This is a genomic window from Pseudoxanthomonas japonensis (assembly GCF_043632995.1).
GTDB classification, from domain to species: domain Bacteria; phylum Pseudomonadota; class Gammaproteobacteria; order Xanthomonadales; family Xanthomonadaceae; genus Pseudoxanthomonas_A; species Pseudoxanthomonas_A japonensis.
In genome coordinates this window covers 1,586,062-1,610,156 of record NZ_CP171632.1, presented here as the reverse complement: position 1 = coordinate 1,610,156, position 24,095 = coordinate 1,586,062, and the positions used below count along the sequence as shown (strand labels likewise).

The following is a 24,095-nucleotide window of genomic DNA, read 5'->3' as shown; positions in this document are numbered from 1 at the left end:
CGATCGTCAGTGATGCGCGGCCGGCGCCCTGGCACCGGGTGGACGGACATCGAACACGACGGGCACGCGGCCCGCGTGCTCGAACACCAGCGTGGCGTCGACGCGCCCTCCGGCTTCCAGCGCGGCATGTGGCTGGATGAACATCAGGTGGAAGCCGCCCGGCTTCAGCTCGACCGTGGCGCCGGCAGGCAGTGGCAGGCCATCGGCGAGGCGGCGCATGCGGGCGACGCCATCGTCGTCGCGCATCGTGTGGATCTCGATGCGCTCGGCTGCCGCGCTCTCCACGGACAGCAACCGGTCGTCGATCCGGGTGCCGTTGTGCAGTGTCAGGAAGCCGCCGACCACGGGCGCACCGGGCGGCGACTCGCGCAGCCACGGCGAGGCCACGCTCATGCCGGCGCGAGGCCCGGCGTCGTGTGCGGCCGGCGGCGACGACGGCTGGCATGCCGCCAGCGCCAGCGCCAGCAGGCCGGCAAGGGGAAGTTTCATTCCAGCGTCTCCATCTGGGTGGGCGGGACAGGGGTATCGAAGAGCGTCAGCGGCGATGGAGCCGCATGCGTATGCGCGAGCCGATGAAGGCCGAGCGCACACGCCCACGCGATCAGCCAACTGCCGACGCCGAGGAAGAAGATCGTGTCCAAGGGATTCTCCGGTCGCGCGACGCGGCGCACGGGGCGCCGCGACCGCATCAGAACGTCTTCCGCAGCACCACTTCCCAGCTGCGTGGATCGCCGAGATAGGCCATCGTGCTGCCCAGCGCGTACACCACATGGGTGCGGTCGTCGAGGTTGCGGCCACGCACGGTCAGTTCCGTACTGTCGTTCCAGCGGAAGCCCACATGCGCCCCCCATGTCGCGTAGCCCGCCGTCGACAGCGTGTTGGCGGCATTGGCGTAGCGCGACGACACGCCGCGCAGGTCGATGCCGGCAGACCAGCGTGGCGTGAAGGTGTAGTCCAGCCACAGGTTGCCGACGCGCGAGGGCGTGTTGGTGGGCCGGTTGCCCGCGCGCGACACGGGCACGCCGCCGACGTTCTCGTAGAAGTCGTCCAGCGTCGCATCGACCCAGGCCAGGTTGCCTTCGACGCTCAACGCCTCCAGCGGATGCCAGCCGAACGCCGCTTCTATACCGCGCGAGGATTGCTGGCCGACCGGCAACGTCTGCCCCGGATTGGCAGGATCGGTGATGGCGAGATTGCGCCGCACGATGCGATACGCGGCCAGCGTGGCGAAGCTGCGTCCGTCACGCGTCTGCAGCTTCGTGCCGATCTCGCCCTGGCGTCCGGTGGTCAGGTCGAAGTCGCGCAGCGTGGCGAAGTTGGCCGTACTGAGGATGCCGGCCGGTGGATCGGCCGCCGTGCTGTACTGCGCGTAGACGCTCGCCTGCGGTGTGATGGCCCAGTTCAGCGCGACACGTCCGGTGGTGGGCGAATATTCGCGCTCGAATCGGGCGGGATTGGTGGGCGTGACTGCGCGATGGTTGACGACGTCCAGCACGATGCGGTCGCGGCGCACGCCGGTCAGCAGCGACAGCGACGGGGTCAGTTCGGTCAGGTTTTCGACATAGAGCGCCTGCGTGTGCAGACGGTTGGTGCGGTCGGGCGTGTAGACGATCGTCGTGCCGGGTACGTCGAGGAAGCGGCCCGGCGTGACGGCGTCGAGCGGTACCGTGTCCACGGTGGCCGAGAGCGACAGCGGAAAACGCGTCTGCCGGTTGTAGCTGACATCCAGGCCCGTGGCCCACTGCGTGGGCAGGCCGAACAGCGTGCCGTCATGGCTCCATTCCAGGCGGTTGCCGTAGACCTGCTGGTCGTGCCGCTGCAGCAGCGTGCCCGAACGGATCACGCCATCGTTGCCGGCGGTCAGGCGGTAGCTCTCGACGTTGCGATAGTCGCGCAGCGCGTCGTAGTGGTAGACCGTGTTGCGCACGGTGTCGTGCTCGCCCGGCGTCCATTCCAGCAGCGAACGCGCCCAGCGCACGTCCTGTCCGTAGTAGCCGTCGGCGACGTTGTAGTTGCGGCCGACGGTCTCCGGCAGCACCGACAGGCGGCCGGTGGCCGGCTGCCGCACCGGCGTGCCCCAGTACGGACGATGGCTGTCCTCCTGCTGGACCTCCACCGCCAGGGTGTGGCGCAGCGTGGGCGCCAGTTGCACCAGCCACGAGGCGGCGAGTGTCGACGCCTCGCGCTCCTGACCGTCAATCCAGCTCTCGCCATCGCGCGCGCTCGCATCCACGCGAACGGCCTGGCGCGCCTCGTCGCCGCCGATGCGCAGGTTGCCCCCCATCGCCAGCGTGCCGTCGCGGAACGAACCCCACGACGCCTGCACGGCGGCTTCGTCGCGGTCCAGTCGCGCCAGCCGCGTGACGTAGTTGATCGTGCCGCCGACCGCACCGGCGCCATAGAGGAAGCTCGACGGCCCGCCGATCGCTTCCACCCGCTCGTACTGCCACGCGTCCACGGGGCGCGCGGCGATGCTGGCGTACTGCACGTCGATGCCGTTGAACAGCTGGGTGATCTGGCTGCCGGAGAAGCCGCGGTACGTCACCGCATTGCCGTTGCCCGGCGGCGACGCGACGGTGAGGCCGGGAATGCCGGCCAGCGCTTCCTGCGTGGTGCGCACGCCACGCGCATCGAGCGCATCGCGGTCGATGACGGTGACCGACGCCGGGGTTTCCATCAGGGTCAGCGACAGGCGCGTGCCGGTGCCGGCGACCTGCTCGAGGCCGGCCTTGTGGCCTTTGACCTCGACCGTGTCGAGTTGGGTGGCGCGGGAGCCGTCGGGCAACGCAACGGGGTCCGCCGCGAAGGCGAAGGACGGAACGGACAGGGCCGCGGCAACGGCCACGGACAGGCAGGACGCACGCGGCGTCGCCCGGAAAGACAGGGACATGGACACTCCAAAGCACAAGGACGCGGCGCACGGGCCGCAAGGTCAACCAGGGGTCTTGTGGTTCAGAGCAGGACGGGCGGCCCTTGCCCGCCCAGGCCGCGCAGGCGCAGTCGTCCCACGCGTGGAAGCGCCGGCAACCCCACGAGGAAGCCGCCCGAGAGGCGCGGAAACAGCAGGGCGATACAGAGCAGCAACAGCGGCAATGCCGCGGCCAGCGTGCAGTAGGCGCAATCGGCACCCATCGTCATGCCGGCGGGTGATGGCGCCTTGCCGAACGGGGCCTTGGCGACCGGCGATTCGGCCCGCGTATCGACCCACTTGATGCCATGGGTTGTACACAGCTCGGTCCAGCCGGCCAGCACCTGCGATCCCGTGGCGGTCACCCACCGCGTGACTGACGGCGCGAACGCCATCAGCAGCGCCGCCAGCAAAGCCAGCTGCAGCATCGGTCGGAGGAAGACGGACGAACGGATCACCGCGGGATTCTAACCGGAGCGTGTCATGCAGGTCAGGTGCGACGGAGTGTCGCACCCGGGCGCATCAGCGGAACACGACGCGTGCGCTTTGCAACCGCGGCTTTTCGCCGGCCACATCGGTCCACGCCAGCCAGGCGGCATCGTCGTGCCATTGCAGTCGCGGGATGCCGCTCGCGCGTCCACGTGCGGACAGCGTCGCGACATCGACGCGCTGCGCCCCCGCCCAGGCGTGGTCGTAGCGCGCCAGCACCAGCGTCTGGCGTTCGTCCTGCGCTTGCTCCAGCCAGCTCACCAGCAGGTGGCCATCGCCATGCACCAGACCCAGGCGACCCAGCACCTGCATGCCCTTCGCCAGCGTCACCGGCACACCGAACGTATCGCCGGCGTCGTCCGAACGTGCCGCACGCAGTTCCGGCACGCCACCGGCTTCCGTGTACCACGCGACCCAGACCGTGGCACCGTCCGCCACCGCCACCGGTCCGTTGACGGGGCAACCGGCGATCCTCCAGCCATCCGCATGCACGTCGCGAGGCGACGTCCAGCGCTGACCGTCGAAGCGAACGATGCGCGTATCGCGGATCTCGCCATGGCCGCGTCCGCGGTAGACGACTACGACGCCACGATCCGTCACGGCGGACGAGGTGGTGCAGCAGTCGCAGGTGGACGTATCCAGTGGCCACTCTCCCACCTGCGTCGCCTGCGCATCGTAGGTCGCGGCACGCAGCATCATCGCCGCACCGCCTGCGTGGTCGTGTCCTCCACCGTCGTGACCCGCATGTCCGGACGCTGCCTTCTGCCGGCTGTCCAGCCATGCGATACCCAGCCGGTCGCGCGCCTGCGGCCAGAACGTCACGAAACCATGGTCACCGGGCGTGCCCGACGGATGCACCAGTTGCGGCGCGCTCCACGTGGTGCCGCCATCGGCGGAACGTACCAGGTCGATGCCGTAATCCATCCGCGACGGCCCGGTACTGCGCAGCCAGTGCGCCCACAGCGAGCCGTCCGGCAGTGCATACACATGCGGTGTGTCGGCCCAGTTGACGAACCACGTGTCGCCTTCGGCGATCGTGCGCGGTGACTCCCAGTCCTCCGTCCCGGCAGGCCGGCGGCTGAAACGCAGCCGATGGCCTGCCCCGTCCACCGGTTCGATCCAGCTCAACAGCAGCGCACCGTCCGGCGTCGAGACCAGGTCGGGCTGTGCGGCGCCCGGCGGCGAAGGAAGGTCCACCACGTCCACGACGGGCGAGGGCGCAACGGCCTCGGGCACCGGTTCGCCCGGGGGCGAACAGGCGGCCAGCGCGGCGAGCAACACCGGCAACAAGGGACGGGACCAGCGCGACGTGAGCATGGAGGACGATTCCGGCCGACGGGAGCGCGCCATTCCAGCACGGAACGCGCCCCACCGCCTGCGACCGCCTGTCGCAGGCATTCGCGGTGTCCTTCGTCGCGAGCGTTTATCCTTGCCCCATGACCGACACCGCCCGCGACATCCTCACGCCCACCCAGCTGAACACGCTGGCGCGCGACCTGCTCGAGGGTGCGTTCCCGCTGGTGTGGGTGGAGGGCGAGCTGGGCAACGTCACGCGTCCGGCTTCGGGCCACCTGTATTTCACGCTGAAGGACGCACGCGCACAGGTGCGCTGCGCGATGTTCAAGCCGAAGAGCCAGTGGCTGAAGTTCGCCCCGCGCGAGGGCCTGCGCGTACTCGCGCGCGGCCGGCTGACCCTGTACGAAGCGCGCGGCGACTACCAACTGGTCATCGACAGCCTGGAGGAAGCCGGCGAAGGCGCACTGCGCCGCGCGTTCGAGGAACTGAAGGCGCGACTCACCGCGGAAGGCCTTTTCGACGACGCCCGCAAGCGGCCCCTGCCCGCCCACGTACAGCGACTCGCCGTGCTGACATCGCCGACCGGTGCGGCCGTGCGCGACGTGCTCAGTGTCCTGCAGCGGCGATTCCCGCTGTTGGAGGTCGACGTGCTGCCCGTGCAGGTGCAGGGCGAGACGGCGGCGGCGCAGATCGTCGACATGCTGCAGCGTGCGGCGCGCAGCGGTCGCTACGACGTGCTGCTGGTGGCCCGCGGCGGCGGCTCGCTGGAGGATCTGTGGGCGTTCAACGATGAACGGCTGGCGCGCGCCATCGCGGCGTCGCCGGTTCCCGTGGTGTCCGCCGTCGGCCACGAGACGGACTTCACCCTCGCCGACTTCGCCGCCGACCTGCGCGCGCCCACGCCGTCGGTGGCCGCCGAGTTGCTGGTGCCCGACCGACGCGACCTGCTGACGCGCGTGCAGGTGTTGCAGCGCCGCCTCGCCGCCACCCAGGCGCAGCGCCTGCGCAATGCGATGCAGCGTGCCGATCGCGCCAGCCTGCGCCTCAACGCGCTGCGCCCGCAGGCCCGACTGGAAGCGTTGCGACGACGACAGGAAGACGCTGCGCGCCGCCTGCATGCCCTGTGGCACCACCAGCAGGCCCGTCGCATCGCATCGCTGCGCCACGCCGACGCTGTCCTGCGCGCACACGCACCGCAACGCCGCCTCGAACAACTGCGCGAGCGCCTGCTCGCCCTCGCCCCTCGCCCCCAGGCCGCCGTTGCACGCACCCTGCAACGCGATGCGCTGCGCCTGCGCGCCCTCGCCCGCTCGCTCGAAGCGGTCAGCCCGCTGGCGACCGTCGCACGCGGCTACGCCCTGGTGACCAAGGAAGACGGCACGCTGGTGCGCTCGGTGGCGCAGGTGCAACACGGAGACAAGGTCCAGGCCCGCCTTGCGGATGGAACGTTGGAACTGACCGTGGACTGACGTCGCCGCAGCAGCGGATTCGGGACCCGCTTGCTGGCATGTCCATACCCGGCGCAGGGTCAGGGCCGCTCGACGCAACAATGTAAATGGAAATGGCGCCAAGCCTGTGGCTACATTTCGCCGTTGCGGCGGAGGCCATGTATGGCCAAGGAGATGTCCATGCGCCAGGAGCTTTGCATAACCACGCTCTTCGCTTCATGTATCTGGTTGACGGCTTGCGTCACGTCGCCCTCCATCGGCGAGGAAGACATCGTGAGGCTCGCCATCAAAGAAGCATCGGTGGTGATGAAGGTTAGCGGCGATGCGGATGGGGATGGCGACGACGATGTCCTGCTGATCATCGATCGCGAGCGCATCGACGGCTCCCGCCCGCGAGGACTGCTGATCTTTCTGCGCGGTCCTGATGGCTCGCTGACGGAGGCGCTAGACAGTCCCCATGCCATCCTCTGCCGTGCCTGTGGCGGAATGATGGGAGACCCGCTTGAAAGCCTCAGCGCCGCGAAGGGCGAGCTGAAGCTCCGCTTCGAGGGCGGCTCGCGTGAGCTGTGGTCCAGCGAGTACAGCTTCGACTACATGCCTGGGAACAAACAATGGCGACTGGTCAGCATCGTCCATCACGGACTGGACCGCCTTGAGGGAAGGTCCGTGGAGCGACAGCAAGATCTTTCCCGTGCCGACACCGTATTCCTGGAACGCTTCGATCCTGCCGACTACCCGGCAGATGCGATTCCCTGACCCAGCTTCCGTCGAAAAGGATTTCTTCGATGCCGAACGAGAACGAACTCTCCCTGCTGCGTGCGGCACGCGAAGCAGGCATAACCTCGCGCGAGGAAATGGCCAACTTCATGGCGCAGATGGGCCACGAGTCTTCAGGTTTCACCCTTATGGAGGAGAGCTTCCGGTACACGCGGGGCATCAACCAGATCCCCGTCAGATCCGCGCGTCGAGAAGGCCTTGAAGCGCTTGAGTCGGCACGACTGGAGGCGCTGCAAGGCAGGCCCCAGGAATTGGCGCGGCTGATGTACGGCAACCGTATGGGCAATGACGATGCTGGCGATGGCTATCTGTATCGTGGCCGCGGATACACGCAGTTGACCGGAGAGAACAACTATGCAACGGCGGGAGCGGCGCTGGAGCTGGATCTGACACGCCATCCCCAGCTTGCTGCAGATCGTGGAAACGGCGAACGCATCGCCCTCTGGTTCTGGCAGAACGAAGTGCCTGAACAGGAGCGCGATGATGTCTCCAAGACGACACTTGCGATCAACAACGGCGAGAATGGTCTGGAAGACAGGTTGAACCGCTATGACGCCTGGCATGCCGTGCTGACACCGGAATTCGTCGCTGACCTCGACGCGGGACGTGTTCCCGCCGGCAACCCTGTCCTGCCTGCGGTCGGCCGACCTGCCATGGAGGATGGTGCCCTACGCCGTCTTGAGACGGGCGAGGAAGTTCGACAACTCAATGAACAGCTGCGCACGCTCGACCTCCGTGCCGAACGGAACCGGCGCGTGCCCACGGGCGACGTCTTTACCCAGGAAACGGAACAGGCCGTCCGGAGTTTCCAGGAGCAGCACGCGCGCGCCGTAACAGGACGGGCGGACCCCTTAACGTTGAGGGAGATCGAACGTGCCGCGGAGCAATGCAACGCCCGGCCTGACGATCGCCAGCCTCCACCAGACACGGTCCAACCACTGCCCGGTCGGGACCGCATAACACAACCCGATGCGGGCACGGGCGACCGGGACCTCGACCGACTGGCTGCCGCTGTTTTCGCGGGCGATGACAGAGCCGCGAACCGGGTGATCGCACAGATCGCCGGGTCCGACCACATCCTGAAACTCGAGCAATGGGGCCGTGAACTTCTGACCGAAGGTCCATCACAGGATGTGCATCAGCAGGACACGCTTCGCGAGCCCTTCGCTCGCGGGCTATCCATCTGACCGCTGCGGCAAGGGACTGCCCATGTACGACGAACAAGAACTCCGCAGCCTTATGGCATCCCTGCACAACTCGCTCAAGCTTCAGGCCGCCATGATGGCCAAATTCGAACAAAGCGAAGCCAGCATGCAGGCCAAGGTCAACCAACACATGCGGGCGTTGCAGGATGCGCTTTCCTACAGCAGCAGCCAGGTAAAGACGATCGTCGAGAATGCCTCCACGGTTATAGCCGATGACGCAATAAAGACCTTGTCGCCTATTGCAACCGGCTTTGGCCACGACGTATCGGCGCGACTCCAGACGGTGCACAGGACCTTGTCGATCTGGTGCGGGGTCGCTGTAGCGACCCTGCTACTCGTGCTTCTTTGCGGCTGGATGACACTGGCTCATTATCGCCAGGAACTGGTAGCCGTCAGGGGTGAGCTGCAACGCCACGAGGATGCCATTCCTGTGTTGCAGGCGTATGCGGCGTCGGACGCAATCCTTTGTGGCGGCGTTATCTGTGTCAATATCGACACGGAAAGCCGACGATTGGGCGACCGGCGCCAATATCGACCAGCGCGGCCGCGACCCATGCCCTAGTCGATGGCGTGCAATTCATCCTTCGCTGGCGCGTCAGCTGTCCTTGCATCAGGAGCATCTACATGATCACCCACGAACAACTCGTCGAGATGTTCGACAACATGGCCAGGGAAACGTCGTGGGACCTGCGCAAGCCGCTGGTGTGGGGCTACTTCTTCACCCATGGTTCGCGTCCCGCACTGGAGGCGGTAGTGCCGCTGCTGCAGGAACAGGGCTACCGCGTGATCGCGCTCTACCTGGAGGACAAGGACAACCGCAAGGATCCGGACCTGTGGTGGCTGCATGTCGAGAAGACGGAAGTCCACACGGCCGACAGCCTGCACGAGCGCAACCAGGCCCTGTACCGCTTCGCCGACGAGCATGGCCTGGATGCCTATGACGGCATGGATGTCGGCGCCATCGACTGACAATCCCAGGCACGTCTGGGGGCAGGAAAAAAATAGCGCCCCTCCGTCCAACCCCGTTTTCCAGACCCGCGCGTTCGACTCCCTGTCCCACACCACACGGAGTCGCGCCATGTCGCACCGCCTGACCGTCACCCTCCTGGCCGCCGCGCTGCTGGCGGCCTGCCAGTCCAATCCCACTGCCCAGCACTCCCCTGAAGCCGACGCAGCCGCCGTGGCCGCCGATGCCTACGTCCGCCAGCAGGCCGGCACTGCACAGCGCGAAGAAGCGACGCTCGACCGCATCGCCGTGACCGGCAGCCGCGTGCGCAGCGAGCACGCCAAGGCGGTGGCGCCTGCCGGACTGGCCTACGCGCCTTCGGCACCGCCGCCCCCGCCCGCTCCCGCCATGATGGTGGAGTACCGCGCCGCCCATGCGCTGTCGGTGCCGCACGCCACGTCCGTCAACACCGAGAAGTACGCCGACCGAGACGACAATCCGGTGCGCCGCACGCTGGACGAGCCGGTCTCGACGTTCTCCGTCGACGTGGACACCGGCAGCTACAGCAACGTGCGCCGCATGCTGCGCGACGGCCAGCGTCCACCCGCCGATGCGGTGCGCGCGGAGGAATTCATCAACTACTTCCGCTATGGTCATGCCGGGCCGACCGACCGCAGCCAGCCGTTCGCGGTGACCACCGAGCTCGCGCCGGCGCCGTGGAACGCCAAGCGCCAGCTGCTGATGGTCGGCATCAAGGGCTACGACGTGCCGAAAGCGACCCTGCCCCCGGCCAATCTCGTATTCCTGCTCGATACCTCCGGCTCGATGGAGTCTCCCGACAAGCTGCCCCTGCTGAAGCAGTCGTTCGCCCAGCTCGTCAAGCAGCTACGCGCACAGGACCGCGTCAGCATCGTCGTCTACGCCGGTTCCGCAGGCCTCGTGTTGCCCCCTACGCCAGGCGACCGGCATGGTGAAATCCTCGCCGCACTGGACCGTCTGCAGGCAGGCGGCAGCACCAATGGCGGCGACGGCATCCGGCTGGCGTACGCGATGGCGAAGCAGGCCTTCGTCAAGGATGGCGTGAACCGCGTGATCCTGGCCACCGATGGCGATTTCAACGTGGGCACGGTCAGCCAGGATGCGCTTGAGACGATGGTCGCCGACCAGCGCAGATCGGGCATCGCGCTGACCACGCTCGGCTTCGGCACCGGCAACTACAACGACGCGCTGGCCGAGAAGCTGGCGGATGTCGGCGACGGCAACCATGCCTACATCGATACGCTGCAGGAGGGCCGCAAGGTGCTGGTGGATGAAATGCAGTCCACGCTGCTGACCATCGCCCGCGACGTGAAGATCCAGGTGGAGTTCAATCCCGCCGTGGTGTCGGAGTACCGCCTGATCGGCTACGAGAACCGCGTGCTGGCCAACGAGGACTTCGCCAACGACAAGGTCGATGCCGGCGACATCGGCGCAGGCCACGAAGTCACCGCGCTCTACGAGATCACGCCCGTCGGCAGCGGTGTGGATCGCTTGCCCGCCCTGCGCTACGGGGGCAAGCAGGTCGCGGCCGGTGCGTCGACGGCCGAAGTGGCGCACGTACGCCTGCGCTACAAGCTGCCCGACCAGGACAGCAGCCGCCTGATCGAAACGCCGATCGCGCGCACATCGCTGACCACGCAACCCAGCGATGCGTTCCGGTTCGCCAGCGCCGTGGCGGCGTATGCCGACCTGCTGCGTGGTGGCCAGCGCGTCGATGGCTGGACCTGGAACGACGTGGCACGCACCGCACGTGCAGCGAAGGGACGCGACCCGTATGGCCTTAAAGCGGAATTCGTCGGCATGGTCGACCAAGCGCACCGGTTGGTGGCAGTGAAGGACGACGCACCTGCAATCGCGGGCGAATGACCGGAACCATGGGGCGGCACGGATGCCGCCCCCATGTCGATCACGTCGTCAGGCAGCGTCGGTAATGCCGACCTTCTCGAGGTTCGCCGCAGGCCGTCCCAGCAGATATCCCTGGCCAAGATGACAGCCCAGTTCCAGCAAGGCCTGGCGCTGCTCCTCGGTCTCCACGCCCTCGGCGATCGTCTCGATGCCCAGCGTGCTGGCCAGCGCCAGGATGGCGCGCACCAGCGCCAGGCTTTCCGGACGCGCCTCGTTGCCCAGGCCGGACACGAAACTGCGATCGATCTTCAGCACCGAGATCGGGAACCGGTGCAGGTAGGACAGCGCGGAGAAGCCGGTGCCGAAATCGTCCAGCTGCGCGAGGATGCCGTGCTGGCGCAGCGTGCGCAGGATGCGCAGCGTCCGCGGCGCGTCATCGAGCAGTGCGACCTCGGTGATCTCCAGCCGCAGGCGCGAAGGATCCGCGCCCTGCGCCTCGAACATCGCCAGCAGGCGGTCGCCGAAGTCCGGCGAACGGAAATGCCGTGGCGAGACATTGACCGAGATGTAGCCTTCCACGCCGCGCGCGATCTGCCGCACCACCTGTTCGTACAGTAGCCAATCGACCTGCTCGATCAGGCCGCTGTTCTCGCCCAGGCCGATGAACTCCGCCGGCAGCAGCAGGCCGCGGCGCTCGTGCCGCCAGCGCAGCAGCGCCTCGTGGCCGATGACGCGGCCATCGTCCATGCGGCGGATGGGCTGGTAGAACGGCAGGAAGTCACGGTGGTTGATCGCCCGGCGCAGGTCGGCTTCGAGATCCAGGCTCTGCACCGCCGCCTCGCGCATGGCCTCGTCGAACAGGGCGCAGCGGTCGCGCCCCTGTTCCTTGGCGCGGTACATCGCCGCATCGGCGTCGCGCAGCAGCTCCTCGCCGTTGCGGTAACGCGGGTGCCACACCGCGATGCCGAGACTGGCGGAAGGAAACAGCTCGCGCCCGGCCACCCACATGGGCAGGCCGAGCACGGCGAGCAGCCGCTGGGCGAAATCGCGCACGTTCTCCACGCCATCGGCGTATTCGACCAGCAGCGCGAACTCGTCGCCGCCCAGGCGCGACACCACGTCCTCGTCGCGCACGCTCATGGTGATGCGGCGCGCCACTTCCACCAGCAGTTCGTCGCCGGCGGCATGGCCCATGCTGTCGTTGACCAGCTTGAAGCGATCCAGGTCGAGGAACAGCACGGCGAACGCCTGCCCATCGCCATGCCGCGCGCGCTCGATCGCCGCCGACAGGCGATCCAGCAGGTGCGGACGGTTGGGGAGGCCGGTCAGCGCATCGTGCGTGGCCTGATGGGTCAGCTGCTGCTCCACGCGCAGGCGCTCGCCGATCTGCGAGCGCAGCTGGTGGTTCGCCTCGGCCAGCTCGCGCGTGCGCTCGTCGACCCGGCGCTCGAGTTCGGCATGCGCACTGCGCAGACGTTCCTGCGCCCGCTGCCGGTCCAGGCCGTTGCCGATGTGGTGGGCGACGAAGGTCAGCAGGTTCTGGTCGTGCGAGGTGAACTTCACCTCTTCCGAATAGCTCTGCACCACCACCGCACCGACCACGTCCTCGCCGCGGAACAGCGGCACGCCCAGCCAGCTGTAGGCCGGCGGACCGTGCTGCTGGACCTTGCCGGCCTCGGCCAGTTGGCCGATCACCTCGCGGTCGGCCAGCAGCGGACGCCCCGTGGCGATGACGTACTCCGTCAGGCCATTGGTCATGCGCCGCGTCTTGCGCATCGGGTCGCGTTCGTCGATGGAATACGGGAAGTTCAGGTCCCTGCCATCGTCCGAGACCAGCGCGATGTAGAAATTGCGCGCGTTGATCAATTCGTCGACCACGGTGTGCACGTCGGCGTAGAAACGCTCCAGGCTGTCCGAGGTGATGGCCAGGTCGGTGATGCGGAACAGCGCGCGCTGCAGTTTCTCGGCGCGCTTGCGTTCCATGATCTCGGCCTGCAGTTCGCGGTTGGCGCGCTGCAGCTCGTGGGTGCGCACCGCCACGCGGTGTTCCAGCTCGACATGCGCATGCTTGCGGTCGAGTGCGGTGAGGATGTGCTGGGCCACGTAGCCCAGCAGTGCGCGGTCCTCGTCGGCGTAGCTGGCGGGTGCGTCGTAGCTCTGCACGACGATGGCCCCGCAGACATGGTCGTCGCGGCGCATCGGCACGCCCAGCCAGTCCAGGCTGTCCGGGCCGTGCGAGGGATCGCGCACCACGCCCAGCTTCTGCCGGATCACCGCCGACGGTCCGCGCAGCGGCTGGCCATGGCGCAGCAGCGCGAAGGTCATGCTGTTGACCATTTCCTCTTCGCCGAACTCGCGCTCGGGCTCGGCGATGTAGGGGTCGCGCTGGTCGGCGAAGTAGAGGAACCGCACGGTGCGGCGCTGGTCGTCGTACAAAACGATGTAGCAGTTCTCCGCGTACATCAGCGAGTTCACCACCGCGTGGATGCGGCGGAGCATCTCCGGCATCTCGAGGTCGGCGCCTGCCAGGTCGGCGATCTCATACAGCGCCTGCTGCAGGCGCTTGGACTTCTCCAGCGACACCACCCGCGCCTGCGCCCGCGAGGCATCCAGCGAGGTCACCAGCAGCGTGCGTGCCAGCAGTACCCAGGAGGCTTCTTCAGCCTCTGCCAATGGACCCGGCAGCGCCAGCGCCAGGGCGACACGGGCGTTGCCGTCGGCGTTGTCCCACGCGTATGCGCGCGAATTGGGGCCGTCGTGTTCGACGGCGGTCTCGGCGAGCGCGTGCTCGGCGCGTCGCCGCAACGCCCCGGATGCGCCCTGGGTCGCGCCGCTGCCGTTGCCCAGGGCCCAGTCGCGCCAGCAGACGGCCAGTTCCGCACCGGCCGGCAACAAGCCGCACAGGACCTGCGCGATCCGTTCCGCCGGGGAGGCGTCTTCGCTGGCCGGGTTGTCGGCGCTGATCGATGGCGTAGGCATGGTCGTGATCCGACCCAGTCGGAAGGCGGTATCCGGAAGTCCCCCGCAGCGAGCATACCGCCTGCCACCCCCTGAACGGAAACCGCCGGGACAACCCCGCCAAGGGGGCTCGGCCGTTTGCCATGCACGTGCCCGCTCTCCCCGCTCCCGCCGATGTCTCCACGTCCGTCCTGCCCGCGCATGGCAGGTCCAGGATGAACACGGCGGTCCCCCGACAGGCCGCCAGCTTCACGGACACGCGGGGACCGCTTACGCTGGTGGCGGTGAACGACCTTGCCGAACCCGCCGACGAAACCCTGATGCTGGCCTACGCCGCGGGCGACGCGTCGGCGTTCGAACAGCTTTACGCCCGCCACCGCGGCCCGCTGTACCGGTTCCTGCTGCGGCACCTGCGCGATGCGGCGCTGGCCGACGAGTTCTTCCAGGACACCTGGCAACGCGTGATCAGCGCGCGCCAGGGCTGGAAACCGGAAGCGGCGTTCGGGACCTGGCTGTACCGGATCGCGCACAATCGCCTGAACGACCATTGGCGCGCATCGAAGCACCGCCCCGCGGCACCGGTGGACGCGGACGAACGCATGGCACGCGTCCCCGACCCGGAGACGCCGGAGCGGCAGCTGTCCGAGTTCGAGCAACGGCGGCGGTTGCAACTGGCCATGGATGAATTGCCGCCGGAGCAGCGCGAAGTGCTGCAGCTGCGGCTGGAGCAGGAACTGACCCGGGAGGAGATCGGCGAGATCACCGGCGTGGGCCGGGAAACCGTGAAATCGCGACTGCGGTATGCGATGGACCGGTTGCGGACGAGGTTGAACGAATGAGCATGCCCCACGAGCCCCTGACCCCCGAAGAGCGCGCCCTCGCGCAGTCGCTCGCGCGCCTGGGACCGCATGGCGGCCCCTCGCCCGAACTGGACGCCCGCATCCTGGGTGCGGCGCGGGCGGCGGTGCAGGCGGCGCCGGCGACAGGCGGACACGTGCCTCCCTCGCGTCGTCGCTGGCCGCTCGGCATGGGCGTGGCGGCCTCGGTGCTGCTCGCGGCCGGCATCGCCTGGCAGCTTCGCCCGGTTCACGAAGTCCCGGTCGCCAGCGAAGTGCCGATGGCGGCCGAGCGCTCGGTCGGCGTGGTGTCCGAAGAACGCGAAGTCGCTGCCGCGGATGCCGCCGCACCGGTCGCCGACATGCCCGCCCCTCCCGCCATCGTGGCGCAGGAGGTCGCGCCTCCGATGCCCGCCAAGGTGCTGCCGCCTTCGCCTGTCGGACGCGCCGCGACGGCATCAGGACCGGCGCGCCAGAACGCAGAAGCCGCCGCGCGCCAGGAACCCGCGCCGAAGCGCGGCCCGTTGGCCTTGATCCCTGCCCCCATCCTGCCCGCGCCACCCGCACCGGACGCGGCGCCACAAGCGTTCCCGGCGGACATCGATGGCTATTCGCGCTCGCCGCAAGGTGTCGTTGCCACGACCGCACCGGAAGCTGACCTGCAAGAGCGCGCGCTGTATCGCGCCGCCGCCCAGCAGGAACAGGAGCAACGCGCCCGCTTCGACGAACCGCGACAGGACGCCTCCGCCAAGGCCGGAGAGAACACGACCCTCGACGCCATTGCCGTGACCGGCAGCCGGGTGAAGTCGCGGGACCGTCAGGCGAGAACGAAAGACGTCGTGTCGGCGCCGGCACCGACGCCCGCCGCCGCACCTCCTCCCCCTCCGCCTCCGGCTGCCAGCGCAGGGAGCGCCCAGCCCAGTGCGGCCCGCAACGCCCTTCGCCGTACCGATCTGCAGGTGCCGGTCGACGCCGACACGCGGCTGCCGCCGGACGAGTGGCTGGATCGCATCCGGCTGCGCCGCGACCTGGGCGACGACGCCAACGCATTGCGCAGCCTGCAGTTGTTCGTGCAGGAGCATCCGTTCCAGCGCGTGCCGGAAGACCTGCGCCCACTGCTCGGCAATCCGTGAGCGACACCCTCGCCGCACGCGCCTCGCAACTGCTGGAGGTGAAGCACAGCCGTTTCCTCGCGCAGGCGTCGCCGGTCGACAGCGCCGACGACGCACTCGCCTTCCTGCGCGAGATCGGCGATCCGGCCGCGACCCACAACTGCTGGGCGTACCGGATCGGGCAGGAGTACCGGTCCAGCGACGACGGCGAGCCTGCCGGTACGGCCGGCCGGCCGATCCTCGCGGCGATCGATGGCCAAGGGTTCGACCGGGTGATGGTAGTGGTGACCCGCTGGTATGGCGGCATCAAGCTCGGCGCTGGCGGCCTGGTGCGGGCGTATGGCGGCGCGGCGGCGGAGTGCCTGCGGCTGGCGCCGCGGGAGCCCCTCGTCGCCTGGGCGACCGTCGAACTGACCTGCCCGTTCGACGACCTGGGCCATGTGCATGCGGCGCTGGTGGTCCACAGCGCGGCGAAGCAGGACGAGGATTTCGACGAGCATGGCGCGCGGCTGCGCGTGCAATTGCCCGCGGATCGCGTCGATGCCTTGAAATCACAGCTGCGCGACGCCACCCGTAACCGGGTGCGCTTCCTCGGACCGGCCTGATCGTCCGGTCGACGGCAGGTGTTTGTGGAAGGGACTTCGGGACGACGCGGCACGCTGGCCTGGTCAGCACTGAAGTCCCTTCCACAACCGCTTTGAAGACGGATCCTCTATGAGTACCCCTGCCGAGTCAGTGGACGACGCTGTCGCCAAACCCAAGCCCAAGCTGGGCACCCTGCGTGCGCTGTGGCCGTTCGTGCGCCAGCATGCCGGCCTGTTCACAGCCTGGCTGCTGGCCTTGGCATTGGCCTCCGCCGCCACGCTGAGCCTGCCGGTCGCCTTCCGGCAGATGATCGACAACGGGTTCACCGACGGCGCCAACATCAATCGCGCCTTCCTGTTCCTGTTCGTGGTGGCCGTCGTGCTGGCACTGGCGAGCGCCGCGCGGTTCTATTTCGTGTCGCTGCTTGGCGAGAAGGTCGTCGCCGACCTGCGCGGTCAGCTCTACGGCCACCTGATCGGACTGGACGCCGAATTCCACGACCGCACACGTAGCGGCGAGCTGGTGTCGCGCCTGTCCGCCGACAGCGAACTGCTGCGGACGGTCGTCGCCACCAGCATGTCGGTCGCCCTGCGCAGCAGCGTCACGGTGATCGGCAGCCTGGGCATGCTGTTCGTGACCAGCCCGCGACTGGCGGCCTTCGCGCTGATCGGCATCCCACTGGCGGTGCTGCCGATCGTGCTGGGTGCGCGCCGGCTCGAAAAAGCGTCGCGTGCGAGCCAGGACCGCGTGGCCGACGCCAATACGCTGGCCAGCGAAACGCTGGGCGCCGTGCGTACCGTGCAGGCGCATGCGCGCGAACCTTACGAACGCGGCCGCTTCGGTGCCGCCATCGCCACCGCGGTGGACACTGCACGCCGCCGCATCCGCGCACAGGCCTGGGTCACGGCCGCGGCGATCACGCTGATCTTCGGTGCCATCACGCTGGTGCTCTGGTCGGGCGCGCACGATGTCATCGACGGCACGATGAGCGCGGGTACGCTGGGCCAGTTCGTGCTGTACGCCCTGATCGGCGGCGGCTCGGTCGGTGCGCTTGCCGAAGTCTGGAACGAACTGCAGCGCGCGGCCGGCGGCATGGGCCGCATCGCCGAGCTGTTGAACGAAACGCCTGCGATCCGCGCGCCGGGAACGCCGCGCACGCTGCCCGTGCCGGTGAAAGGCGAGATCCGCTTCGACAACGTCTCGTTCCACTACCCGTCCCGCCCCGACCTGCCCGCACTCGACGATTTCGACCTGACTGTCCATCCGGGCGAAACCGTCGCCCTGGTCGGCCCCTCCGGCGCCGGAAAGAGCACGGTGTTCTCGATGCTGCTGCGATTCCACGACGCCCAGACCGGCAGCGTGCGGGTGGACGGCGTGGACCTGCGCGAGCTGGCGCCGGCGGACCTGCGCGAACACATCGCGCTGGTGCCGCAGCAGCCGACGATCTTCGCTGCCAGCGCCGCCGAGAACATCCGCTACGGCAAGCTCGATGCCACGGATGCCGAACTGCAGGCCGCCGCCGAAGCCGCCGAGGCCGACGATTTCATCCGCGAACTGCCGGGCGGCTTCGACAGCCAACTCGGCGAACGCGGCGCCCGCCTGTCCGGCGGCCAGCAGCAACGCATCGCCATTGCGCGCGCGTTGCTCAAGGACGCACCGATCCTGCTGCTGGATGAAGCCACCAGCGCCCTCGACGCTCAGAGCGAGCGCGCCGTGCAGAATGCGCTGGAGCGTCTGATGGACGGCCGCACCACGCTGGTCATCGCACACCGCCTGGCGACCGTGCAGAAAGCGGACCGTATCGTCGTGATGGACCGGGGCCGCATCGTCGCCCAAGGCACGCACGCCGAACTGCTGGCGCAGGACGGCCTGTATGCGGAACTGGCGCGGCTGCAGTTCCTCGACTGACGGCGGTGACGGCCACGCACCGCGTGGTCTAGGATGCGCCCGTCTCCCGGCCGGAAGCCGCGCATGATCCCCGAATCGTTGCCGCCGTTGCTGCGCGGCTTGGGCACCGCCCTGATCCTGGTGACCAGTGCGCTGGTCGTGGTCGTCGAGCGCAGGCCCGATGACGATGCCGCGTCACGGGCCGCGATGACGCAACTGGCGGTCAAAGCCGAAGAAGCCCGGCATCCTGGCGAGACCGGCGCCAATGCACTCGCCACCGAGGTACGCCTGCTGCGCCTGCAACTGCAGGGCAACGACCTGGCGGACGATGTATTCGAGAACCCCTGGTTCCAGTGGCTGGGCCTGCTCGGCACCGCGCTGATCTCGGCCTCGTTCTTCGCCGAGTGGCGCCTGAAGCACGACGTGGCGCGCGCGGCGAAGGCCGCGGCGCCGGACACTCCCTGACGGCTTACGCCATCGCGTCGGACTGCACCAGCGCCGGCACGCGGCGCGGGCGGCTGGGAAAGGCATGCCGCACGATGCGCCAGCAGACCTGACCGAACTGGGTCAGCAGCGTCCCGGTGTTGTAGTGCTGGCCGTAGCGCGCGCAGATGGCACGCACTTCCTTGGCCATCTCGGCGTAACGGTTGGCCGGCACGTCGGGGAAGAAATGGTGTTCGATCTGGTGGCTCAGGTTGCCCGACAGGACATTCATCAGGAAGCCGCCGCGCAGGTTGGACGAACCGCGCAACTGGCGCAGGTACCAGTGGCCGCGCGATTCGTTCTTGATGCATTCCTTCGGGAACGTCTCCGCGTTGGCGGTGAAGTGGCCGCAGAAGATGATCACATAGGTCCACACGTTGCGCAGGCCGTTGGCGACCATGTTGCCCAGCAGCACCGGCAGGAAGAACGGGCCGGCCAGCGCGGGATAGATCACGTAGTCCTTCGCCAGTTGCCTGCCCATCTTGCGCACCACCGGCGCGGATTTGCGGCGCAGCTGCGTGTTGGTCATCTTGCCGCTCCACCAGCGGCCCAGCTTCAGGTCCTGGATGGCGATGCCCCACTGGAACAGCAGCGCGAACACCACCGCGACGAACGGCTGCACCAGGTAGAACGGGCGCCACTTCTGCTCGGGGAAGATGCGCAGCAGCCCGTAGCCGATGTCATCGTCCAGCCCACGCACGTTGGTGTAGGTGTGGTGGCGGAAGTTGTGCGTGTGCCGCCAGTTGTCGCTGGTGGCGACGATGTCCCAGTCGTAGGTCTTGCCGTTGAGCTGCGGGTCGCCCAGGAAGTCGTACTGGCCGTGGATGACGTTGTGGCCCAGCTCCATGTTGTCCAGGATCTTGCCCAGGCCCAGCGAGAACGCGCCCAGCGCCCACAGCACCCAGAACAGCCAGCCCACCGCGCTGTCGGCCAGCCACAGACCCCCGGCGACGGCGGCGGCGAACAGCAGCGCGCGACCGATCAGGTTGGTGTAGCGCACGGCCTTCACCACATTGCGGATGTAGCGCGCGTCGCGGACGCCCAGCGTCGCCACGGTGCGCGCACGCAGCGCGTCCAGTTCCTCGCCGAACTGGTCCAGTTCGGCGACGGTGAGCTTGCGGTTGCGGGAAGAGGCCATCATAGGTCCAGCTCGAGGTCGGTGGCGGCGCTGTGGATGCACAGCTTCAACGCCTGGGTGGGTTCGTGGATCAGTTCGCCACTGGGCAGGTGGCGCGTGCTGCCGGCGGACTTGCCGCAGGCGCAGGTGTTGCAGATGCCCATGCGGCAGCCGGACGGCGGTTTCAGTCCGTGCTGCTCCAGGGCCACCAGCAGGGATTCGCCGCGCGGCACCCGCAGCGTGCGCCCGCTGCGTTGCAGGCGGATGTCGACTTCACCCTCATCCAACACCGTCACTGGCGGCGCGGTGAAGGCTTCGGCCTGGAAGGCGGCAACGCGCGAGGCCAGCAGGCTGCGCGCGGTTTCGACGAAGCCACCAGGACCGCAGGCCATCACCTGCATGTTGGCGACGTCACCGACATGCATAGAAAGCAGGGCGTCATCCATGCGGCCTTCGGCCTCATCGGCGAACGACGCGGTATCGCGCGTCAACAGCAATCGCAGGCGGAAGCGCGGATGTTCGGCGGCCAGCGCACGCAATTCGTCGAGGAAGCACGCTTCCTCTCGGCGGCGCACCCAGTACATCAGCGTCAGGTCGGCCGGCATGCCCTGCCCGGCCAGCTCGCGTACCAGCGCCATCAGTGGAGTGATGCCACTGCCCGCCGCAAGCAACAGAAAGGCGCCCGGGGACGACGCCGGCAGCGTCATCTCGCCGAAGGCCTGGCCCAGTTCGACGATGTCGCCGATGCGGGCGCCCTGGCACAGGTGCCGGCTGACCCGGCCACCTTCGATCGCCTTAACGGTGACCGGCAGCAGCCCGTCCGCGCGCGGCGGTGCGGTCAGGCTGTAGCTGCGGGTCACGCGGACACCGTCGATGTCGACGCCCAGGTTCACGTGCTGGCCGGCGCGATGGCCGCCCCAGTGGCGGTTGGGCTTGAACAGCAGGGTCACGGCGTCGGCCGAGGCGACCTCGCGCGCGACCAGACGGGCCAGCGGGCGCTCCCAGGTCCAGGTGCGATGGAAACGGGTGGCCCAGAAATCGAAGACATCCGGCTTCACCAACGGCCGGATCAGGCGTTTCAGGGGACCGGGCCGGCGGGGGATCGGACGGATCTGAGCGTTCATGGGCGCACTATACCGTCGTGAAGACGCTTGTGTATACACTTGTATATTAATTTACGGGGCTATGATGCCCCTACCACCCCGTATGCCCGGCCCCTTCGCGTGATTCCCAACCCGCAACCGCAGCTCCAGGACGACCACGGCCCCGGCCGCAAGGCGTCCATTTCGCGCGAAGACCTGATGGCGGCCGCCCTGAAACTGGTCGGCCCCCACCGCAGCGTCTCCACCCTGAGCCTGCGCGAAGTGGCCCGGGAGGCCGGCATCGCGCCGAACAGCTTCTACCGCCAGTTCCGCGACATGGACGAACTGGCGGTGGCGCTGATCGACCTGGCCGGCCGCTCGCTGCGCAAGATCATCGGCGAGGCGCGGCACCGCGCCACCAGCAGCGACCGCAGCGTGGTGCGAGGCTCGGTGGAAGCGTTCATGGAACAGCTGCGCGCCGACGACAAGCTGCTGCACGTGCTGCTGCGCGAGGGCAATGTCGGCTCGGACGCCTTCAAGCACGCGGTGGAGCGCGAACTGCAGTTCTTCGAGGAAGAGCTGTGCATCGACCTGATCCGGCTGGCCGCGCGCGACAACGCGCCGCTGTACGAACCCGCACTGGTCTCCAAGGCGATCACCCGCCTGGTCTTCGCCATGGGCGCCACCGCGATGGACCTACCGCCGGAGAAAGACCCGGAGCTGATCGAACAACTCTCGGAAATGGTCCGCCTGATCATCACCGGTTCGCGCGCCCTCTCGCGCGGCGGCGCCCGCTGACCGGCGACGCCCTCAGGGCATGATGCGGATCGGCGTGCCGACCGGCACGCGCTGCCAGATGGCGTCCATCTCCGCATTCGTCACCGCAATGCAGCCTTCCGTCCAGTCCGCCTGCGAACCGGGCGGCGTCGCGCCGTGGATCATGATGTCGCCGCCCGGATCGACGCCGCGCGCGGCCGCCTGCTGCCGGTCGGCCTCGTTCGGGTAGGAGATGCGCAGCGACAGGTGGAACCTGCTGCGATCGTTGCGGTAGGTGATGCGGTAGTTCCCTTCCGGCGTGCGCTGGTCTCCTTGCTGCCGCTTGTGCCCGACCGGCGCGCCGCCCAGCACGATGCGGTAGGTCGCGATGACCCGCCCATCGCGCATCAGGTCCATGCGCCGCTGCGCCTTGTAGACGTGGATCGCATCGGTCTGTTTCGCCAGGGGCAGCAAGGCGGGCGGCGGCGTACCGGCTTCATGCGCCTGCGACGTCATGCCCAGCGACGCCAGCAGGATGAGCAGCCAGCGACTCATGCCGGCAATGCCCGTGCGAGCAGCACAGCCACGTCCGCATCGGCGGGCAGCGTGCCGAACACCAGACCATGCTCGTCGCCGAGCCGACTGCGGACGAACAGCCGCGCCGCCGGGCTGCCGGTGCGCAACAGTACGGCGGCCTGCAGCGCGAGCGCCAGCCGCTCGACCAGCTTCCGTGCGCCGGCCTCCTGCGTGGATGACAGATCGGCACGCAGTCGTTCGACGAAGGCGTCGTAGACATGGTCGCCACCGGACGCCGACGCGAGTTCGCGCGTGATCGCATCGAGCACGCCCGCATCGCGCGCCAGTGCGCGCAGCACGTCGAGACACTGGATGTTGCCGCTGCCTTCCCAGATCGAATTCAGCGGCGCCTGCCGGTACAGCCGCGGCAGGATCGATTCCTCCACGTACCCTGCCCCACCCAGGCATTCCTGTGCTTCGTTGACGAACGCGGGGACGCGCTTGCAGATCCAGAACTTGCCCACCGCGGTGGCGACACGGGCGAATGCCGCCTCATATGGATCCCGAGGCGCTGCATCGACCGCACGAGCCACGCGCAGCGCGAAGGCGGTAGCGGCTTCGGATTCCAGCGCGAGATCGGCCAGTACATTGCGCATCAGCGCCTGCTCGACCAGCGGCTTGCCGAACGCGACGCGATGGCGCGTGTGATGCAGCGCCTGCGCCAGCGCCATGCGCATCTCGGCGGCGGAACCGAGCATGCAGTCCAGCCGCGTCAGCATCACCATCTCGATGATGGTCGCCACGCCACGTCCTTCCTCGCCCACGCGCCAGGCGCGCGCACCGGTGAACTCGACTTCGCTGGAGGCATTCGCCCAGTCGCCCAGCTTGTCCTTCAGACGCATGAGCCGGAACGCGTTCTTACCACCGTCGTCCAGCCGACGCGGCATCAGGAAGCAGGTCAGGCCACCTTCGGCCTGCGCCAGCACCAGGAAGCCATCGCTCATCGGCGCGGAGAAGAACCACTTGTGGCCGACCAGCGCATACATGCCATCGTCCGCCAGCGTCGCCGTCGTCGCATTCGCGCGCACATCGGAGCCGCCCTGCTTCTCGGTCATGCCCATGCCCAGCGTGATGCCGGCCTTGTTGGCGATAGGGACGTCGCGCGGATCGTAATGGGGTGTAGCCGCTTTCGCCGCCCATTCGCGCAGGCCGGGCTCGCGCAGCAGCACCGGCACGGCGGCATGCGTCATCGTCAGCGGACAGCTGGTGCCCGCTTCGGCCTGGTGGTGCAGGTAGCTGAGCGCCGCACGCGCGACGTGCGCACCGGCGACTGGCTCGTGCCACGACAGGCCGGCGACGCCGTGCGTCTTCGCCGCCTCCATCAACCGGTGATAGGCGGGATGGAACTCGACCGTGTCGATGCGTTGCCCGGTGCGGTCATGCGTGCGCAGTCGTGGCCGGTCGCGGTTGGCGTCGAAGCCCAGGCGATACAGCTCGTCGCCAGCCAACGCGCCATAGTCGGCAAGCCGTTCGGCGAACGCCTCGCCTCCCTCGTGCGCCACGGACTCGCGCAGGACCACGTCGTCCGCCCACAGGTCGCGCGGATCGAACGGCGGCGGCTGGTTGTCCACGCGATGCGTTTCGAACGGAGGAAGGTCGTCCATCACCGGCTCCCGCGGCAGGTTTGTCGTGGTCGATTGTGCCCGATGATGCATCGAGAACCAGAAACTGGGATTGCCCTGAACAATGCGCCGTCGTTCGTCATTCCCGCGACGGCGGGCAGTGCGTTTCAACAGCCGAATGGCTGGTC

21 protein-coding genes and 1 pseudogene are annotated in these 24,095 nt (G+C 68.3%); 12 read left to right on the top strand and 10 right to left on the bottom strand.

Annotation, left to right across the window (positions count from 1 at the left end):
* Positions 1–6: 6 nt before the first annotated feature.
* The 5 genes from ACGHX3_RS07285 to ACGHX3_RS07265 form a co-directional block, all read right to left on the bottom strand.
* Complete coding sequence (locus ACGHX3_RS07285) at positions 7–489, bottom strand: copper chaperone PCu(A)C (protein WP_394696916.1); 483 nt, start codon at positions 487–489, stop codon at positions 7–9.
* Complete coding sequence (locus ACGHX3_RS07280; RefSeq protein WP_394696915.1) at positions 486–641, bottom strand: hypothetical protein; 156 nt, start codon at positions 639–641, stop codon at positions 486–488. The genes ACGHX3_RS07285 and ACGHX3_RS07280 overlap by 4 nt, the downstream gene beginning before the upstream one ends.
* A 47-nt stretch (positions 642–688) precedes the next feature.
* The gene (locus tag ACGHX3_RS07275; RefSeq protein ID WP_394696914.1) at positions 689–2,890 is read right to left on the bottom strand and encodes a TonB-dependent receptor; all 2,202 of its coding nucleotides are present in this window, start codon (positions 2,888–2,890) and stop codon (positions 689–691) included.
* A 62-nt stretch (positions 2,891–2,952) separates the two neighbouring features.
* On the bottom strand, positions 2,953–3,366 hold the full coding sequence (locus ACGHX3_RS07270) for a DUF2946 family protein (RefSeq protein WP_394696913.1): 414 nt from the start codon (positions 3,364–3,366) through the stop codon (positions 2,953–2,955).
* A gap of 64 nt (positions 3,367–3,430) precedes the next feature.
* Positions 3,431–4,714, bottom strand: coding sequence for a sialidase family protein (locus ACGHX3_RS07265; RefSeq protein ID WP_394696912.1), 1,284 nt, complete (start codon positions 4,712–4,714; stop codon positions 3,431–3,433).
* A gap of 119 nt (positions 4,715–4,833) precedes the next feature.
* Between ACGHX3_RS07265 and xseA the strand changes: the two genes are divergently transcribed.
* The 6 genes from xseA to ACGHX3_RS07235 all read left to right on the top strand — a co-directional run bounded on the left by xseA (position 4,834) and on the right by ACGHX3_RS07235 (position 10,974).
* Positions 4,834–6,162 carry an exodeoxyribonuclease VII large subunit gene (gene xseA / locus ACGHX3_RS07260; protein ID WP_394696911.1) on the top strand — a complete coding sequence of 443 codons (1,329 nt, stop codon included), beginning with the start codon at positions 4,834–4,836 and terminating at the stop codon, positions 6,160–6,162.
* A 141-nt stretch (positions 6,163–6,303) separates the two neighbouring features.
* Positions 6,304–6,897: a hypothetical protein gene (locus ACGHX3_RS07255; RefSeq protein WP_394696910.1), complete on the top strand. Its 594-nt coding sequence runs from the start codon at positions 6,304–6,306 to the stop codon at positions 6,895–6,897.
* Between the two features lie 29 nt (positions 6,898–6,926).
* The gene (locus ACGHX3_RS07250; protein WP_394696909.1) at positions 6,927–8,105 is read left to right on the top strand and encodes a peptidoglycan-binding protein; all 1,179 of its coding nucleotides are present in this window, start codon (positions 6,927–6,929) and stop codon (positions 8,103–8,105) included.
* A gap of 22 nt (positions 8,106–8,127) precedes the next feature.
* Positions 8,128–8,685 carry a hypothetical protein gene (locus ACGHX3_RS07245; RefSeq protein WP_394696908.1) on the top strand — a complete coding sequence of 186 codons (558 nt, stop codon included), beginning with the start codon at positions 8,128–8,130 and terminating at the stop codon, positions 8,683–8,685.
* A 62-nt stretch (positions 8,686–8,747) separates the two neighbouring features.
* Positions 8,748–9,092, top strand: a complete 345-nt coding sequence (locus ACGHX3_RS07240; RefSeq protein ID WP_213601420.1) for a ribonuclease E inhibitor RraB — start codon at positions 8,748–8,750, stop codon at positions 9,090–9,092.
* Positions 9,093–9,201: 109 nt separating this feature from the next.
* On the top strand, positions 9,202–10,974 hold the full coding sequence (locus ACGHX3_RS07235) for a von Willebrand factor type A domain-containing protein (RefSeq protein ID WP_394696907.1): 1,773 nt from the start codon (positions 9,202–9,204) through the stop codon (positions 10,972–10,974).
* Positions 10,975–11,022: 48 nt separating this feature from the next.
* On the opposite strand, the gene ACGHX3_RS07230 is transcribed toward ACGHX3_RS07235, so the two are convergent.
* Positions 11,023–13,932 carry an EAL domain-containing protein gene (locus ACGHX3_RS07230; RefSeq protein WP_394696906.1) on the bottom strand — a complete coding sequence of 970 codons (2,910 nt, stop codon included), beginning with the start codon at positions 13,930–13,932 and terminating at the stop codon, positions 11,023–11,025.
* A gap of 299 nt (positions 13,933–14,231) precedes the next feature.
* On the opposite strand from ACGHX3_RS07230, the gene ACGHX3_RS07225 reads away from it, so the two are divergent.
* From ACGHX3_RS07225 to ACGHX3_RS07205, 5 genes are all read left to right on the top strand, one after another.
* Entirely contained in the window at positions 14,232–14,750 is a 519-nt protein-coding gene (locus tag ACGHX3_RS07225) for an RNA polymerase sigma factor (RefSeq protein WP_394697255.1), read from the top strand.
* Between the two features lie 2 nt (positions 14,751–14,752).
* Entirely contained in the window at positions 14,753–15,880 is a 1,128-nt protein-coding gene (locus ACGHX3_RS07220; protein ID WP_394696905.1) for a hypothetical protein, read from the top strand.
* Positions 15,877–16,464: an IMPACT family protein gene (locus tag ACGHX3_RS07215; RefSeq protein WP_394696904.1), complete on the top strand. Its 588-nt coding sequence runs from the start codon at positions 15,877–15,879 to the stop codon at positions 16,462–16,464. The genes ACGHX3_RS07220 and ACGHX3_RS07215 overlap by 4 nt, the downstream gene beginning before the upstream one ends.
* A gap of 109 nt (positions 16,465–16,573) precedes the next feature.
* Positions 16,574–18,352 carry an ABC transporter transmembrane domain-containing protein gene (locus ACGHX3_RS07210; RefSeq protein ID WP_394696903.1) on the top strand — a complete coding sequence of 593 codons (1,779 nt, stop codon included), beginning with the start codon at positions 16,574–16,576 and terminating at the stop codon, positions 18,350–18,352.
* 63 nt (positions 18,353–18,415) lie between these two features.
* On the top strand, positions 18,416–18,796 hold the full coding sequence (locus tag ACGHX3_RS07205; protein WP_213601432.1) for a hypothetical protein: 381 nt from the start codon (positions 18,416–18,418) through the stop codon (positions 18,794–18,796).
* Positions 18,797–18,800: 4 nt separating this feature from the next.
* Here ACGHX3_RS07205 and ACGHX3_RS07200 read toward each other — a convergent pair.
* Positions 18,801–19,688: pseudogene (locus ACGHX3_RS07200) on the bottom strand (fatty acid desaturase family protein); the annotation flags it as partial.
* 263 nt (positions 19,689–19,951) lie between these two features.
* Complete coding sequence (locus tag ACGHX3_RS07195) at positions 19,952–21,055, bottom strand: ferredoxin reductase (RefSeq protein WP_394696902.1); 1,104 nt, start codon at positions 21,053–21,055, stop codon at positions 19,952–19,954.
* Between the two features lie 102 nt (positions 21,056–21,157).
* On the opposite strand from ACGHX3_RS07195, the gene fabR reads away from it, so the two are divergent.
* A complete protein-coding gene (fabR, locus tag ACGHX3_RS07190; protein WP_249720267.1) occupies positions 21,158–21,811 on the top strand; it encodes an HTH-type transcriptional repressor FabR in 654 nt (217 codons plus the stop codon).
* A gap of 12 nt (positions 21,812–21,823) precedes the next feature.
* Here fabR and ACGHX3_RS07185 read toward each other — a convergent pair whose 3' ends face one another.
* Complete coding sequence (locus ACGHX3_RS07185; RefSeq protein ID WP_394696901.1) at positions 21,824–22,324, bottom strand: murein L,D-transpeptidase family protein; 501 nt, start codon at positions 22,322–22,324, stop codon at positions 21,824–21,826.
* Positions 22,321–23,949, bottom strand: a complete 1,629-nt coding sequence (locus ACGHX3_RS07180) for an acyl-CoA dehydrogenase family protein (protein ID WP_394696900.1) — start codon at positions 23,947–23,949, stop codon at positions 22,321–22,323. Before ACGHX3_RS07180 ends, ACGHX3_RS07185 begins: the two co-directional genes overlap by 4 nt.
* Positions 23,950–24,095 lie beyond the last annotated feature (146 nt).

Bases quoted from the DNA above. Each gene is read 5' to 3' on its own strand.
- ACGHX3_RS07285 (WP_394696916.1), bottom strand. From the start codon at position 489: ATGAAACTTCCCCTTGCCGGCCTGCTGGCGCTGGCGCTGGCGGCATGC.
- ACGHX3_RS07275 (WP_394696914.1), bottom strand. From the start codon at position 2,890: ATGTCCCTGTCTTTCCGGGCGACGCCGCGTGCGTCCTGCCTGTCCGTG.
- ACGHX3_RS07265 (WP_394696912.1), bottom strand. From the start codon at position 4,714: ATGCTCACGTCGCGCTGGTCCCGTCCCTTGTTGCCGGTGTTGCTCGCC.
- xseA (WP_394696911.1), top strand. From the start codon at position 4,834: ATGACCGACACCGCCCGCGACATCCTCACGCCCACCCAGCTGAACACG.
- ACGHX3_RS07255 (WP_394696910.1), top strand. From the start codon at position 6,304: ATGGCCAAGGAGATGTCCATGCGCCAGGAGCTTTGCATAACCACGCTC.
- ACGHX3_RS07250 (WP_394696909.1), top strand. From the start codon at position 6,927: ATGCCGAACGAGAACGAACTCTCCCTGCTGCGTGCGGCACGCGAAGCA.
- ACGHX3_RS07245 (WP_394696908.1), top strand. From the start codon at position 8,128: ATGTACGACGAACAAGAACTCCGCAGCCTTATGGCATCCCTGCACAAC.
- ACGHX3_RS07240 (WP_213601420.1), top strand. From the start codon at position 8,748: ATGATCACCCACGAACAACTCGTCGAGATGTTCGACAACATGGCCAGG.
- ACGHX3_RS07235 (WP_394696907.1), top strand. From the start codon at position 9,202: ATGTCGCACCGCCTGACCGTCACCCTCCTGGCCGCCGCGCTGCTGGCG.
- ACGHX3_RS07230 (WP_394696906.1), bottom strand. From the start codon at position 13,932: ATGCCTACGCCATCGATCAGCGCCGACAACCCGGCCAGCGAAGACGCC.
- ACGHX3_RS07225 (WP_394697255.1), top strand. From the start codon at position 14,232: ATGCTGGCCTACGCCGCGGGCGACGCGTCGGCGTTCGAACAGCTTTAC.
- ACGHX3_RS07220 (WP_394696905.1), top strand. From the start codon at position 14,753: ATGCCCCACGAGCCCCTGACCCCCGAAGAGCGCGCCCTCGCGCAGTCG.
- ACGHX3_RS07210 (WP_394696903.1), top strand. From the start codon at position 16,574: ATGAGTACCCCTGCCGAGTCAGTGGACGACGCTGTCGCCAAACCCAAG.
- ACGHX3_RS07205 (WP_213601432.1), top strand. From the start codon at position 18,416: ATGATCCCCGAATCGTTGCCGCCGTTGCTGCGCGGCTTGGGCACCGCC.
- ACGHX3_RS07195 (WP_394696902.1), bottom strand. From the start codon at position 21,055: ATGAACGCTCAGATCCGTCCGATCCCCCGCCGGCCCGGTCCCCTGAAA.
- ACGHX3_RS07185 (WP_394696901.1), bottom strand. From the start codon at position 22,324: ATGAGTCGCTGGCTGCTCATCCTGCTGGCGTCGCTGGGCATGACGTCG.
- ACGHX3_RS07180 (WP_394696900.1), bottom strand. From the start codon at position 23,949: ATGGACGACCTTCCTCCGTTCGAAACGCATCGCGTGGACAACCAGCCG.